Origin of the sequence: Flavobacterium lotistagni (assembly GCF_011392125.1) — a bacterium.
Lineage (GTDB): Bacteria > Bacteroidota > Bacteroidia > Flavobacteriales > Flavobacteriaceae > Flavobacterium > Flavobacterium lotistagni.
This window is the reverse complement of record NZ_JAAJBU010000001.1, coordinates 527608-543111: the sequence shown is the minus strand read 5'-3', so window position 1 is coordinate 543111 and position 15504 is coordinate 527608. Positions and strand designations below refer to the sequence as shown.

10 protein-coding genes are annotated in these 15504 nt (G+C 42.1%); 8 read left to right on the top strand and 2 right to left on the bottom strand.

Annotated elements, in window-relative coordinates; genetic code table 11:
- Positions 1 to 106 precede the first annotated feature (106 nt).
- From porZ to G4D82_RS02310, 5 genes are all read left to right on the top strand, one after another.
- Positions 107 to 2410 (top strand): type IX secretion system anionic LPS delivery protein PorZ, encoded by a 2304-nt coding sequence (gene porZ, locus G4D82_RS02330; RefSeq protein ID WP_166334025.1) that lies wholly within the window; start codon positions 107 to 109, stop codon positions 2408 to 2410.
- A gap of 49 nt (positions 2411 to 2459) precedes the next feature.
- Positions 2460 to 3173, top strand: a complete 714-nt coding sequence (gene recO, locus G4D82_RS02325; protein WP_166334023.1) for a DNA repair protein RecO — start codon at positions 2460 to 2462, stop codon at positions 3171 to 3173.
- A 224-nt stretch (positions 3174 to 3397) separates the two neighbouring features.
- Positions 3398 to 6796, top strand: coding sequence for an isoleucine--tRNA ligase (ileS, locus tag G4D82_RS02320; protein WP_166334020.1), 3399 nt, complete (start codon positions 3398 to 3400; stop codon positions 6794 to 6796).
- Positions 6797 to 6803: 7 nt separating this feature from the next.
- The gene (locus G4D82_RS02315; RefSeq protein ID WP_166334018.1) at positions 6804 to 7184 is read left to right on the top strand and encodes a TraR/DksA family transcriptional regulator; all 381 of its coding nucleotides are present in this window, start codon (positions 6804 to 6806) and stop codon (positions 7182 to 7184) included.
- An 87-nt stretch (positions 7185 to 7271) separates the two neighbouring features.
- On the top strand, positions 7272 to 7868 hold the full coding sequence (locus G4D82_RS02310) for a lipoprotein signal peptidase (protein ID WP_166334016.1): 597 nt from the start codon (positions 7272 to 7274) through the stop codon (positions 7866 to 7868).
- Positions 7869 to 7999: 131 nt separating this feature from the next.
- On the opposite strand, the gene G4D82_RS02305 is transcribed toward G4D82_RS02310, so the two are convergent.
- Positions 8000 to 8563 (bottom strand): 5-formyltetrahydrofolate cyclo-ligase, encoded by a 564-nt coding sequence (locus G4D82_RS02305; RefSeq protein WP_166334014.1) that lies wholly within the window; start codon positions 8561 to 8563, stop codon positions 8000 to 8002.
- Entirely contained in the window at positions 8545 to 9789 is a 1245-nt protein-coding gene (locus G4D82_RS02300) for a pyridoxal phosphate-dependent decarboxylase family protein (RefSeq protein ID WP_166334012.1), read from the bottom strand. The genes G4D82_RS02305 and G4D82_RS02300 overlap by 19 nt, the downstream gene beginning before the upstream one ends.
- A 97-nt stretch (positions 9790 to 9886) precedes the next feature.
- Here G4D82_RS02300 and uvrC point away from each other — a divergent pair, with 97 nt between their 5' ends.
- The 3 genes from uvrC (at position 9887) to G4D82_RS02285 (ending at position 15479) form a co-directional block, all read left to right on the top strand.
- Positions 9887 to 11686: an excinuclease ABC subunit UvrC gene (gene uvrC, locus G4D82_RS02295; protein WP_166334010.1), complete on the top strand. Its 1800-nt coding sequence runs from the start codon at positions 9887 to 9889 to the stop codon at positions 11684 to 11686.
- 8 nt (positions 11687 to 11694) lie between these two features.
- Positions 11695 to 13905: a patatin-like phospholipase family protein gene (locus G4D82_RS02290; RefSeq protein ID WP_166334008.1), complete on the top strand. Its 2211-nt coding sequence runs from the start codon at positions 11695 to 11697 to the stop codon at positions 13903 to 13905.
- Positions 13906 to 14003: 98 nt separating this feature from the next.
- On the top strand, positions 14004 to 15479 hold the full coding sequence (locus G4D82_RS02285; protein WP_166334006.1) for an amino acid permease: 1476 nt from the start codon (positions 14004 to 14006) through the stop codon (positions 15477 to 15479).
- Positions 15480 to 15504 lie beyond the last annotated feature (25 nt).

The following is a 15504-nucleotide window of genomic DNA, read 5'->3' as shown; positions in this document are numbered from 1 at the left end:
GAAAAGCCTTTTGCTGCAGATTGCAAAAGGCTTTTTTTATGGGTGATATTAAACGTTGGTTTTTTTCGTTTTACACTATATTTGTGTTCAATCAAGTTACATTTTAATGAAAGTATTTTTCTTCAGTATTATTTCGTGTTTTGTGATTGTTGTCGGACAATCCCAGAACGGCCAGTCCTGGAAAGGCTATTTCTCATACAACCAAATCAACGACCTTTCACAAGACACAAACAAAATTATCGCGGCTACCGAAAACGCTATCTTTTCTGAAGACCTAGCTTCGGGAACCACTAAAATTCTCAATACTATCGACGGGCTTTCTGGCTTGACCATAACGGCAGTTTACCACAGCCCCACACTGAGAAAAACAATTATTGGATATGAAAACGGACTTATCATCGTGTATAATGAAATAGACGGTTCGATGCTCAATGTGGTGGATATTATCAACAAATCAATTCCGCAAAATGTAAAGCGAATCAACCACTTCATGGATTATAATGATATTATATATGTGTGTTGCGATTTCGGAATAGTACAGTACAATTTGAATACTTTACAATTCGGCGATACTTACTTTATTGGGCCCGGTGGCGCTCAAATCAATGTCGAGCAATCGGCGGTATTTAACGGAAGAATTTGTGCGGCTTCCAAAACCAACGGAATTCTTATTGCAGACCTCAGTAACCCTAATTTGAATGATTACCAACAATGGACTACCGTGGCTAATTTTGGGTGGTCGGGCATTGAGAAAATAGGCAATAACCTTGTAGCTGTCACCACTTCAGCAAGCCTTCAAAAGTGGAATGGAACCACGTTCGTTCCTGTTGCACAATTGGCGGAACCGGCCAATGATATTCGTTCCAGCGGCAATTATCTTTTAGTCACCACCAACAATCATGTATATATATACAATAGTGCCTTAAGTCAAATTGCCGATATCGGTAGTAGTCAAATAACGACACACGCCGTAAGTTTCAGTTGTGCTACTGTTATTGATAATGATGTGTATCTGGGCACTAAGGAAGACGGACTGTTCAAAAAAGGCTTAAACGGTTCTCTAATCGAGAATAAAACTCCTGAAGGACCATTACGCAATAATGTGTTTGCAATTAACGCAACAGCAACTACGCTTTGGGCTGTTTTTGGAGGCTATGACCTTGACTATAATCCATATGCATTTGCTCCGGGAGGTCTTCCCAGATTCGGGATCAGCAAATTCAGCAAAACAGGCTGGCTGAATATTCCATATGAATCACTTCTTGAAGCCAAAGCCTTATCGAGAATTACCATCAATCCGAACAATGAAAAGCAGGTTTTTTTTAGCTCTTTTTACTCGGGATTGTTAAAACTTGAAAACGATGTCCCGACTACCATTTACAATACGTCTAATACAGGCAATGATGGTTTGCAATCCATTGCTGGGCAAGTACCCGATGATATCCGTGTCAACGGTTCTGTGTTTGATAAATCAGGGAACTTATGGGTCACTAATAGCATTGTTCGCAAAGGACTGAAAGTATTTAAAGCCAATGGTCAATGGCAATCTTTCGATATGCAGAATGTGGTAGCCAATATCGGTAGGCTTCGTTTCGGTAGAATGGCCATTGATAAAAACGGTACTAAATGGATGGCCACTTGGCGCGATGGAGTGATAGGATTCAATGAAAATTATAACAATCGTTTTAAAATTATTAGTAATAGTGCAGACGCAGGCAACCTACCTTCATTTGATGCTCGAGCTATAGCAGTAGATAATCGCAATCAACTTTGGATCGGAACTTTAGCAGGGCTTCGTGTATTGCCCAGTGTGGATAGTTTTCTGACCGATGAAACCCTGAGAACCAATTCAATTATCATTATTGAGGACAATCTGGCTCAGGAGTTACTTTACGAACAATCCATCAGTGATATTTTTGTTGATGGCGCCAACAACAAATGGATTGGAACGGTCGATGCGGGCGTTTTTTATGTTTCTTCCGACGGCCAGAAAACCATTTACCATTTCACCACCGAGAATTCGCCATTGCCCAGCAACAACATCACCGATATTGAAGTCAATGGCACTACGGGCGAAGTTTTTTTAGCCACCAACAAAGGAATGGTTTCTTTCAAAGGAACTTCCACCACAGCAAACAATGATTTGAGCAATGTATATGTTTATCCAAACCCAGTGCGGCCTGAATTCTCTGGAACAGTTAAGGTGAGCGGTTTGATGGATAAAGTGCATGTCAAGATTGCTGATATCGAAGGCAATTTAGTGCACGAAGTCATTTCAGAGGGCGGAACGATCGAATGGGACACAACAGCATTTGGCAAATACAAAGTGGCTTCAGGGGTTTATATGGTTTTTATTTCCTCAGAAGATGGAGCAGAAACTCAAGTAAAGAAGGTGATGATTATTCGTTAGCGTTTGGGTAATGCTTGCTGTTTTGATAACTAAAATTTTCAATTAATCCATGCTTGTCAAAACCCAAGCGATTGTCTTATCGACCTTGAAGTTTCAAGAAAAAAGCCTCATTGTCAAATGCTTCACCAAGTCCGACGGAATGAAATCCTATTTTGTGCGCGACGCTTTTTCCAGTCGAAAATCCGCTGCAAGAATGGCTTATTTCCAACCGCTTTCCATTTTAGAAATCGAAGCCGTCCATAAAAACAAAGGCAGCTTAGAGTATTTCAAAGAAATCAAAATTGCCCAGCCTTTTCAAACTATTCACTCCGATATAACCAAAAGCGCTATTGCGATGTTCCTCTCCGAAATGTTGCTATATTCTATCGGCGAAGAAGAAAAGAATGAAGCTTTGTTCGAATTTCTCCAGAACGCTTTGCAATGGTTTGATTATCATGAATCCGTGGCCAATTTCCACTTGATTCTGCTACTGGAAATCACGAAACATTTGGGTTTTTATCCCGAAGTTTCCTCGGCAGAACTTCCATTCTTTGAAATGAGCGAAGGGATTTTTGTACCTTTTTTCGGCACCACAGCACTCAATGAAGCCGAGACCCTAAATTTCAAAAAACTTCTCGAATTGCGGTTCGATAACAATCAACCCATGTTTAGTGTTTCAGACCGCAAACAGTTACTTAAAAACTTAATTGATTACTACGGCTTGCATTTAGAAGGCTTCAAAAAGCCCAAGTCACTCGATGTTTTATCGGCGATTTTTTTATAAATCTAAAAGCAATAAGAAGAATACAAAGGTTATTAATAAATGCTTTTTTTGATGGGCGTGACCACAAGGGTCGTGCTTTCGCGACTCGCTTTTTTTACCTGCGCTGCACTACGGCAAAAAGAGCTCAAACAAACGCTCTATCACTCACGCAAAAACTTCCCGGCAAACACGCATAACTGACAACAATTTATTACTTTCGCATCTCGATTTTAGAAAAGGGCATCATGAGTACTAAATTTACTGAATATAAAGGGCTTGACCTGCCGACGGTGGCATCGGAAGTTCTTGATTTTTGGAAAAAAGAAACCATCTTCGAAAAGAGCGTCGCCACGCGCGAAGGCCAAACCCCATTTGTGTTTTTTGAAGGGCCGCCTTCAGCTAACGGTTTGCCCGGAATTCATCACGTAATGGCGCGTGCGATTAAAGATATTTTTTGTCGTTATAAAACTCAGAAAGGTTACCAAGTCAAGCGAAAGGCTGGTTGGGATACGCATGGTTTACCTGTTGAATTGGGTACAGAGAAAGAACTAGGCATTACCAAAGAAGATATCGGCACCAAAATCTCCATCGAAGATTACAACGAAGCTTGCAAGAAAACCGTCATGCGTTACACCGATGTCTGGAACGATTTGACTGAAAAAATGGGGTATTGGGTCGATATGAACGATCCTTACGTGACCTACCAACCCAAATACATGGAAAGTGTTTGGTGGCTTTTGAAACAAATCTACGACAAAGGCCTGATGTATAAAGGCTACACCATCCAACCGTATTCTCCCAAAGCTGGAACCGGATTGAGTTCACACGAAGTCAACCAGCCCGGAAGTTATCGCGATGTGACCGATACTACCGTAGTGGCACAATTCAAGGCTATTGCAGAAACCCTTCCTGAATTTCTAAAAAGTTTCGGCGACATCCACATTCTAGCCTGGACTACCACGCCGTGGACTTTACCATCCAATACTGCTTTAACCGTCGGGCCGAAAATAGATTATGTTTTGGTGGAGACTTTTAACCAATACACATTTCGTCATGCAAAGGTGATTTTGGCGAAAAACCTAATAGGAAAACAGTTCGGTAAAAATTTCTTCGAGAGCCAAGACAACTCCGATTTCGAGAATTTTGCCGATGGCGACAAGAAAATCCCATACAGAATCCTAGCCGAATGCAAAGGCCAAGATTTGGTCGGCATACGATATGAGCAATTGTTGCCTTATGCGCTACCATATCAAAATCCAGAAAATGCATTTCGAGTGATTTCTGGCGATTTTGTGACTACTGAAGACGGAACCGGAATCGTGCATACCGCGCCCACTTTCGGAGCCGATGATGCCAAAGTAGCCAAAGAAGCCACACCTGAAGTGCCGCCAATGTTGGTTTTAGATGCCTACGGAAATCCAGTTCCGCTGGTTGATTTACAAGGAAAATTCACTTCGCACATGGGTGAATTGGCAGGCAAATACGTCAAGAACGAATACTACGACGAAGCAGAACGCCCTGAGAAATCCGTCGACGTTGAAATCGCTATTCGTTTAAAAGAAGAGAATAAAGCTTTCAAAGTAGAGAAATACGTACACAGTTATCCGCATTCTTGGCGCACTGACGAGCCGCTTTTATATTATCCGCTCGATTCTTGGTTCATCAAGATTACGGAAGTTCGCGACCGCATGTTCGATTTGAACGAAACCATCAATTGGAAACCCAAAGCTACTGGTGAAGGCCGTTTCGGAAACTGGCTCAAAAATGCCAACGACTGGAACCTATCGCGCTCAAGATATTGGGGCATTCCGCTTCCGATTTGGCGTACCGATGATAAAAAGGAAGAAATCATCATCGGTTCGGTAGAAGAACTTTACACCGAAATTGAAAAATCCATCACTGCTGGTTTCCAAAAAGATAACCCATATAAAGGTTTCAAAATTGGCGATATGTCAGAGGCGAATTACGCGCTGATTGATTTGCACAAAAACGTCGTTGATGCCATCACTTTGGTTTCTCCGTCCGGAGAACCGATGAAGCGCGAAGCTGACTTAATTGACGTTTGGTTTGATTCCGGAGCAATGCCTTATGCACAATGGCACTATCCGTTCGAGAACAAAGACAAAATCGATTCAAAAAAAGACTTTCCGGCAGATTTTATTGCAGAAGGAGTAGATCAAACCCGTGGTTGGTTCTATACTTTGCATGCCATCGGTACTTTGGTCTTTGATCAAGTAGCCTACAAGAATGTGGTTTCCAACGGTTTGGTACTCGATAAAAATGGGCAAAAAATGTCCAAGCGTTTGGGCAATGCGACCGATCCATTTGACACAATTAAAGAATACGGTGCCGATGCAACACGTTGGTACATGATTTCAAATGCCAACCCATGGGACAACCTGAAGTTCGATATCGAGGGCATTGCTGAGGTTCGCCGCAAATTTTTCGGAACGCTGTACAACACTTATTCGTTCTTTGCGTTGTATGCCAACATTGATAATTTCAAGTACGAAGAAGCCGAGGTGCCGATGAACGAGCGACCGGAAATCGACCAATGGATTATTTCTGAACTCAACACGTTGATCAAAGACGTTGACGGTTATTATGCCGATTACGAACCTACTAAAGCCGTGCGCGCCATTTCCGATTTTGTTCAGGAAAACTTGAGCAATTGGTATGTGCGTTTGTGCCGACGCCGCTTCTGGAAAGGCGAGTATGCTCAGGATAAAATCTCTGCTTATCAAACCTTGTACACATGTTTATTGACTATTAGCAAACTCGGTGCGCCGATTGCACCGTTCTATATGGACAGGCTTTACCGCGATTTGACACAAGCCACTGAGTCAGAAAAATTTGACAGCGTTCACTTGGCTAATTTCCCGGCTTTCGTTGAAAACTTTGTTGATAAAAAGCTAGAGGGAAAAATGCAGAAAGCCCAAACCATTTCTTCACTGGTTTTATCCCTGCGTAAGAAGGAAATGATTAAGGTGCGCCAACCACTGCAAAAGGTAATGATTCCGGTACTTGACAAGAATCAGCGTGCCGAGATAGAAGCCATTTCCGATTTGGTTAAAGCTGAGGTCAATGTCAAGGAAATAGAGATTTTAGATGACGCATCAGGTATTTTGGTCAAGCAAATCAAGCCGAACTTCAAAACTTTAGGGCCGCGTTTTGGAAAAGATATGGGTTTGATTTCCAAACAGATACAATCTTTTTCGCAAGAGCAAATCAACCAACTGGACACTTTGGGTGTTTTAAATATTGAAATCTCAGGAAATACTATAACTTTATCACAAGCTGATGTTGAAATTTCTTCGCAAGATATTGAAGGCTGGCTAGTAGCCAACTCCAACGGAGTAACTGTAGCGCTAGATATCACAATCACCGAAGAACTCAAACAAGAAGGCATTGCACGCGAATTGGTGAATCGTATCCAGAACCTCAGAAAAGATTCCGGGTTTGAAGTCACCGATAAAATCAAAGTACATTTGCAAAATAACCAAGAGCTTGAAAAAGCGGTACTGGCCAACCAGCAATACATTCAATCTGAAACGCTAACCGAAAGCCTAGTTTTTGAAGCGGCGGTTTCAGGCACCGAAATTGAATTCGACGACATTAAAACAAGAATACTAATTACAAAATAACAAGATTATGGTAGATGAAATTGCAAGATACTCTGACAGCGACTTGGCGGAGTTCAAAGAACTGATCTTAAAAAAAATCAACAAAGCGCAACAAGACCTTGACTTGATCAAAAGTGCTTATATGAATGATCTTAACAACGGCACCGACGATACTTCACCGACATTCAAAGCTTTCGAAGAAGGCAGTGAAACCATGTCAAAAGAAGCCAACTCACAATTGGCCATCCGTCAGGAGAAATTCATCCGCGACTTGAAAAACGCTTTGTTCCGTGTAGAGAATAAAACATATGGCGTGTGCAAAGTGACCGGAAAACTCATCAGCAAAGAACGCCTGATGATCGTGCCGCACGCGACCATGAGTATCGAGGCAAAAAACATGCAACGATAATCAAAAAAACACCAATGAATTAACGCTCCAGCCGGGGCGTTTTTTTTGAGAAATAGTATTACTTTTGGCGCATCAAAAAAATCAGCAATGTCATTACGCAACGCCTATTTTCTTATTTTCTTAATCTTATTGGTTGACCAGCTCAGCAAGATTTACATCAAAACCAATTTTGTATTGGGCGAAGAAGTCACCGTCTTTAGTTGGTTTAAAATCCTGTTCATTGAGAATGAAGGCATGGCTTGGGGAACAGAGATTCCCGGCGCGTACGGCAAATTGTTCTTAACGCTTTTCAGATTGGTCGCTGTAACGGCCATCGGTTATTGGCTCTGGGATTCAGTACAGAAAAAAAGTTCCACTTACCTTATCGTCGCCATTGCGCTTATTCTTGCGGGCGCTTTCGGCAACATCATTGACTCGGTGTTTTACGGGATTATTTTCGACGACAGCCACGGTCATCTCGCTACTTTATTTTCAGAGAAACCCTACGGAAAAGTACTGCACGGCAAAGTGGTCGATATGCTCTATTTTCCAATCATCGACGGTACTTGGCCGAGCTGGATGCCGGTCATTGGCGGCCACAATTTCAAGTTCTTCAACGCGATTTTCAACATCGCCGACATGGCCATTTCTACCGGCGTGGGCATTTTGATTGTCTTCAATAAGAAGGCTTTTCACAAAAATTAATAGAACCAATTGTGCAGAGTAAATCTGTGCTAATCCGTGAAATCTGTGTTAGTTTTCAGGAGCCGGGAACCTGCTGTCTGCTATAGTCCTCGCAAGCTGCGGGCTACCGCTACCATCAGGGCTAGGGCACATCAGAATTGATAAACCGTTTTCGGTGTAATACAATAATTGAGTTTGATGTCGCCTTCCCAAATACCATCAATCGCATCTTCTGCTTCAAAGAAAGACAATCCGATTTTCAAACTATTCGGACTGCATTCCGATAAAAATTTATCATAAAAACCTTTGCCGTAACCTACGCGATGGCCTTGTCTGTCAAAAGCCAATAGCGGCACAAAAACCACATCGATTTTGTTAGCAGGCACTTCAATTCCGTCGACGGGTTCAGAAATTCCGTACTGATTTTTCTTGAATTGTGTACTGTCGGTGAGCAAAAAATGGGTCATGCACGAGTTTTCAAAATCGCTTTTAGAAACAACGGTTTCTTTATCTTTTCCGGCCAAAACATGAAGAATAAATTCTGTATCAACTTCCTTTTTTTCGGAAATCGGCATAAAAACATGAAAATACCTGTAGTCCCAAATCGGTAACCGGACCAACTGGTTGGCAATGGCCAGGCTCAATTCCTCAATTTGATTTTCGGATAATTGTTCGCGCAGTTGCTTGTACTTTTTTCTCAGCTCGGTTTTAAGCATAATTCGGCTTTCAAATCAGCTATAAAAGTAGTCAAATGCTCCACTTCCACGTGATGCATGAGCACAATTTTATACCAATGATTTTCATCGTGATGGTTTTCTGGAACCAAACGATACTTCGATGCCAACGCTTTCGGAACATAAGCCGCATCAACAGTCACGATATTCATCAACGGTTCACGGAAGTAAGCAACGCCCAATTTATCCAACTCACGACAAAGAAAATCAGTTCGCATTTGTAGCACACTCACTTTCTCAAACCAACGATTCGGCCCGTAGCTGAACAAAATCATCCAAACCGCCACGGCATTGGCGCCCGAGCGACTTCCGCAAAGTGTGAGATCGAGGCCTTCGACATAAGCGGCTTCAGGTGTGAGCACGTTTTCTATCAAACCTTTTCGGCAAATGAAAATTCCGGTTCCGTAAGGCGCCTGCAGCATTTTATGAGCGTCAATCGTAATGGAACTAATTTTCGGATTGCTGAAATTAATGTTTGAAGCTTGGTGGCTGAACGGATAAACAAAACCGCCGTAAGCACCATCGATATGCAATTTGAATTCGAGCTGGTGCTTTTCTAAAACCGAGATGTAATCGTCTGGATTATCGACCGAACCAAACATCGTCGTTCCCATATTTGATATGACAATGAAATACCGCTTACCTTCTCCTTTAGCCTTTGTCAGCTGTAGCCCTAGGGCTGTTTTGTCGATGATTCTTTTATCGGAAGAAACCGGAATTTTAATCCAATTTAATCCGAGCAGGTTGGCTCCTTTTGGAATGGAGTAATGGGTGTCTTCCGAGGCCAGAATGGCAATTTCGTCGGAGGTTGCGCCTCGTTGGTAACAGAAATAGTTGCGGTACATCCAAAGCGCCTGAATATTGGCTTCGGTACCACCGGGAGAAATATAACCATCGAAAGTTTCCGGCTCCGCTTTAAAGACATCCACAGCCAAGACATTCAACACTTCGCGTTCCAGCTCGTGCGTTCCACCGAATACATTTTCCGAATCGCCCAGCGTGTGGCAACCGATATGGTTCGGATTGGCGACAAAAGTTTGCAATAGCGGCGCGTCTTTTAAAAAGGGCGCATCATAAAACACTTGCGGGTCGAGCTGAGAAGCCGGATAGCCAAGTGAAATATCTTCAGAAAAGTTAATGTTTTGCGCTAGTGCCTGATGAATCTTTTTTTTGCGCTCTTCTTTCGAGTATTTTTTCCAATATCGCATCACTTGAAATTTTTGCCAAAACTAAACCGCCGGCAACTGATAAAACATGATATTTCTCAGGCTTGTATTTTGGAACTTTTAAAATTAACTTTGTGCTATGCAAAACCCAAAGCTTGAACTTCAAATTCAGTCGTTGCCTGATAATCCGGGCGTTTACCAATATTACGACAAAGACGACAAGCTGCTCTATGTGGGCAAAGCCAAAAATCTTAAGAAAAGGGTTTCTTCTTATTTCAACAAAGTACACGATACGGCCAAAACCAATGTGCTGGTGCGCAAAATTGTGACCATCAAACACATTGTCGTTCCCACAGAATCTGACGCGCTGTTGCTTGAGAACAATTTAATCAAGAAATTCCAGCCGCGCTATAACGTACTTTTGCGCGACGACAAAACCTATCCGTGGCTTTGCATCAAGAAAGAGCCGTTCCCGCGGGTTTTCTCTACCAGAAGAATGATTAAAGACGGCTCGGAATATTTCGGCCCGTATACGAATTTCAAAACCGTTCATACCATTCTGGATCTCATCAAAGAACTTTATCCGCTGCGCACTTGTAACTACGATTTGAATGAAGCCAACATCAAAAACCACAAGTTCAAGGTTTGTTTGGAATTCCATATCGGCAACTGCAAAGGCCCATGTGAAGGGTTTGAATCTCGCGAGAATTATGAGAACCAAGTAGAGGCCATTCGCCAAATCCTGAAAGGGAATTTCAAGGAAAGTTTGCGCGAGTTCCGAAAGAAAATGAACGAATTTGCCGCGAATATGCAGTTCGAGGATGCACAATCGATCAAAGAAAAAATAGAAGTACTCGAAAGTTACCAATCGCGCTCTACGATCATCAATCCGAAAATAACCAATATTGATGTGTTTTCGATAGTCTCTGACGAAGGCGCTGCTTATGTGAACTTTCTGCAAATCGCTCACGGTTCGATTATCCGGTCGCACACCATGGAAATCAAGAAAAAGCTAGAGGAAACCGATGAAGAGCTACTAGAGTTAGCCATTGTTGAATTACGCGAAAGGTTCCATTTGCTCTCCAAGGAAATCATCGTTCCATTTCCGGTGGCTGTTGGCGAGAACATCAAAGTCACGATTCCGCAACTCGGCGATAAAAAGCAAATTTTAGATTTGTCTGAGCGCAATGCCAAATTCTACCGGATCGAACAGCTCAAACAATTGCAGATTGTTGATCCGGACCGGCACACCAACCGCATCATGGCGCAAATGCAAAAAGACCTCAGATTGTCGGTGGAACCGCGTCATATCGAGTGTTTTGATAACTCAAACATTCAAGGAACTAATCCGGTGGCCGCTTGCGTGGTTTTTAAAGACGGAAAGCCCAGCAAAAAAGATTATCGTCATTTCAACATCAAAACCGTGGAAGGTCCGAATGATTTCGCTTCAATGGAAGAAGTTGTTTTTCGCCGTTATAGAAGAATGTTAGACGAAAACGAACAGTTGCCGCAACTCATTATCATCGATGGTGGAAAAGGGCAATTGTCTTCAGCGCTCAAAAGTATCGATACACTTGGATTGCGCGGTAAAGTAGCCATTATTGGAATTGCCAAACGTTTGGAAGAATTGTTCTATCCGGGCGATTCGGTTCCGCTATACCTGGACAAAAAATCGGAAACACTTAAAGTCATTCAGTACCTGCGCAATGAAGCCCACCGATTCGGGATCACTTTCCACCGCGAGAAACGCAGTAAATCGGCGTTGAATTCTTCCATAGAAAGCATTCCGGGCATTGGAGAGAAAACCATGCAAACTTTAATCAAGCATTTCAAAAGTGTTAAAAGACTGAAATTGGCCTCTGAAAGTGAAATTTCTGCGATAGTCGGCGCGTCAAAAGCCAAAAAAATTACCGACTTTTACCAAACTTCTAATCCTTGAACCGCCGCATGAAAAATATTGTTCTGTTGCTGCTGGCTTTATTGGCAACTGTTACTGCCCAATCGCAAGAGCAGCTACCTCGGAAACCCAAAATCGGACTGGTACTCAGCGGTGGAGGCGCTAAAGGTTTTGCCCATATCGGCGTTTTGAAAGTGCTCGAACAGGCCGGTGTTAAAGTAGACTATATCGGAGGAACCAGCATGGGAGCAGTTGTGGGCGGTTTGTATGCGTCGGGCTACAGCGCCCATCAAATCGATTCTATTTTTCAGGCTACAGATTTTGATGCGCTCTTGAGTGATTATATTCCGCGGTCTTCCAAGACTTTTTTTGAGAAGCGTAACGACGAAATGTATGCCTTTACCTTGCCGTTCAAAAAAATGAAAGTGGGCATTCCTACAGCTTTGTCAAGAGGTTTGTACAATTACAATTTGCTGAACCAACTTACCAGTAAGGTGCGACATATTCGTGACTTTAACCAGCTTCCAATTCCGTTTTTGTGTATGGCAACCGATATTGAAACCGGCGAGGAAGTACTCATTAACAAGGGTTATTTGCCCGAGGCGATGCTGGCCAGCGGCGCGTTCCCGACTTTATTTTATCCGGTGGAAATCGATGGCAGACTGCTGGTAGATGGCGGTGTAACCAATAATTTTCCCGTCGAGGAAATTAAGAAATTGGGCGCAGATGTGATTATTGGCGTAGACGTACAAGACGATCTCAAAGACCGCAAATCCTTAAAAGATGCGACCCGCATTTTGGTTCAGATTTCGAATTTGCAGATGATCGAGAAAATGAAGGAAAAACTAAAGTCAACAGATATTTATATCAAGCCTGACATTTCTGATTACAGTGTGATTTCGTTCGACCAAGGCCAAGAAATCATAAAAAAAGGAGAAGAAGCGGCTTTCGCGATGTATGAGAAAATCAAGGTGTACGGCGATTCCACAAAAACGAAGAATCCGCAACATCTTAAAATCGAGCCCGAGCAACTCAAAATCAAGAACATTTCAATCAACAGCCTGAAAAATTATACCCGATCGTATGTTATCGGTAAGCTGCGGTTCAAACAAAATGCTGAAATTACCTACGACCAAATCAAAATCGGAATGGACAACCTCGCGGCCACACAGAATTTCAGTACCGTGAGTTATTCGCTAGAAAAAAACAATGATCGCGACGATTTAATCATCAACCTCACCGAGAATCCGACCAATACTTACGTGAAATTTGCACTTCATTACGACGGTTTGTACAAAAGTGGTATCCTGCTCAACGCCACGCAAAAAAAGACTTTGTTCCGCAATGATGTGGCCTCGATGGATTTGATTCTTGGCGACAATCTGCGCTATAACTTCGATTATTATATCGATAACGGTTTTTATTGGAGTTTTGGTTTTCGTTCCAAATTAAATCAGTTCAACCGCAACATCGAAACTGATTTCAGCAAAGACGATTTGTTTGGTCAGCTTAACATCCGGTCCATAAATACTGATTTTTCGAGTCTGATTAATCAAGCCTACGTACAAACTATTTTTATACAGAAATTTTTGATTGGTGCCGGTGTAGAGCATCAGTATTTGAATATCAAATCCAAAACTTTGAGCAGTGATGAGCCTTATTTTGACAAAAGCAATTACGGAAGCCTTTTCGGTTATCTGAAGTATGATGCGTTGGACAATAAGTTTTTCCCGAAAAAGGGCTGGTATTTCTTTGGCGATTATCAGTATTATTTGTTTTCGTCAGATTATACGAATCAGTTCAATCGTTTTTCAATTACCAAAGGCGATATCGGTTTTGCACAGACTTTGTTTCATGGAGCAACTCTCAAGATACAATCAGAACTCGGATTTGCAATTGGTGAAGAAAGTGTACATTTCTTTGATTTCTCTTTAGGCGGATTTGGATTTGCCTCCGTGAATAACTTTAAACCTTTTTACGGGTATGATTTTTTGAGTTTAAGCGGCGATAGCTATATTAAAAGCAGTTTTACTTTTGATTACGAGATATTCAAAAAAAACCACATCAATTTTTCGGCAAATTACGCCAATATTGAGAACCAACTTTTTAATTCTTCACGGTGGATTTCTAGAGTAAAATACAGCGGATATGCACTTGGCTATGGTTTGGAATCCATATTAGGGCCGGTGGAATTTAAGTATTCTTGGTCTCCAGAACTCCAAAAAGGCTTCGCTTGGGTAAGCGTCGGGTTTTGGTTTTAACGTGAACAGCCCGAATTTTTATGTTGATGTTATTGAAAAAACAATATATTTGACACAATCACAAGTACAGAACTAACAAAACATTTAAATAAAAAATTATGTCTATCTGGAAGAAAAAATCTTTGACACAATTATTAAGCGAAGCCTCCGAGTCTGAAAAAGGAATGAAGCGCACCTTAACCGCTTGGTCACTCATTGCACTAGGAATAGGAGCAATTATTGGTGCCGGACTTTTTGTAAGGACGGCGACTGCTGCTGCACAAAACGCGGGTCCTTCAGTAACAATTGGTTTCATTGTAGCCGCCGTGGGTTGTGCTTTGGCCGGATTGTGTTATGCCGAATTGTCGTCTTCTATTCCGATTTCTGGTAGTGCTTACACCTATACTTACGCCACAATGGGAGAATTACTCGCCTGGATTATCGGATGGGATTTGATTCTAGAATATGCTGTAGGTGCGGCCACTGTGGGAATTGCATGGAGTGAATATCTCAACAATCTTCTGGTCAATGTGCTTCATACGAGTCCGATACCTTATTCGTTGTGCCATTCGCCTTTTCAAACTTCTGAGTTGGGCGAACAAGGGCTAATCAATTTGCCGGCATTGTTTATTGTGGGAGTAATCAGTTTGTTGCTGATCAAAGGAACCCAAGAATCGGCTTTTGTGAACGGTTTGATTGTCGTTGTTAAAGTGACTATTGTAGTTTTGATTATAGCTTTAGGCTGGTCGTTTGTAAATCCACAAAACCATACGCCATATATTCCACAAGATAGTGTTTTCATTGACGAACACGGAGTAGACCATCATTTTGGCGGAATTCTAGGAATATTAGGCGCAGCGGGAACGGTTTTCTTCGCTTTCATTGGTTTTGACGCAGTAAGTACAGCAGCACAAGAAACCAAAAACCCAAAACGAGACATGCCTATCGGGATTTTAGGATCGTTGGCAATTTGTACGGTTTTATATATTCTTTTTGCCCATGTTTTAACTGGCCTTGAGTCGGTAGAGTTTTTCAGAACCGGAGGAAAAGAAGCCTCAGTTGCCAATGCAATTACTTCGGCCATGGGTGCAGATTATCAATGGTTGGCGCAGTTTGTGACCGTAGCGATTCTGTTCGGATTTACCTCGGTAATTTTGGTGATGTTGCTGGGTCAGTCCCGCGTATTTTATTCGATGGGGAAAGATGGCTTATTGCCACAAGCCTTTGGCGATTTGCATCCGAAATATAAAACGCCGTATAAAGCCAACTTAGTGATTCTGGTTATCGTTGGTTTATTTGCTGCTTTCATTCCAGGGGATATTGTAGGTGACATGACTAGCATCGGAACCTTGTTCGCATTTATCTTGGTTTGCTTCTCAGTGATTGTTCTCAGAAAGAGAGAGCCAGATATGCCACGCGAGTTCAAAACACCAATGGTGCCTTTGGTTCCGATTTTAGGAATTTTGGTATGTCTGGCGATGATTTACGGTTTGGGCTGGACGAACTGGCTCAGATTGGTCGTTTGGCTGGCCTTGGGTCTGATAATTTATTTTGTCTACAGCAAAAAGAATAGCAAGCTCAATAATCCAGAATAACAATTGCTAAGAAATTCTAGAATTC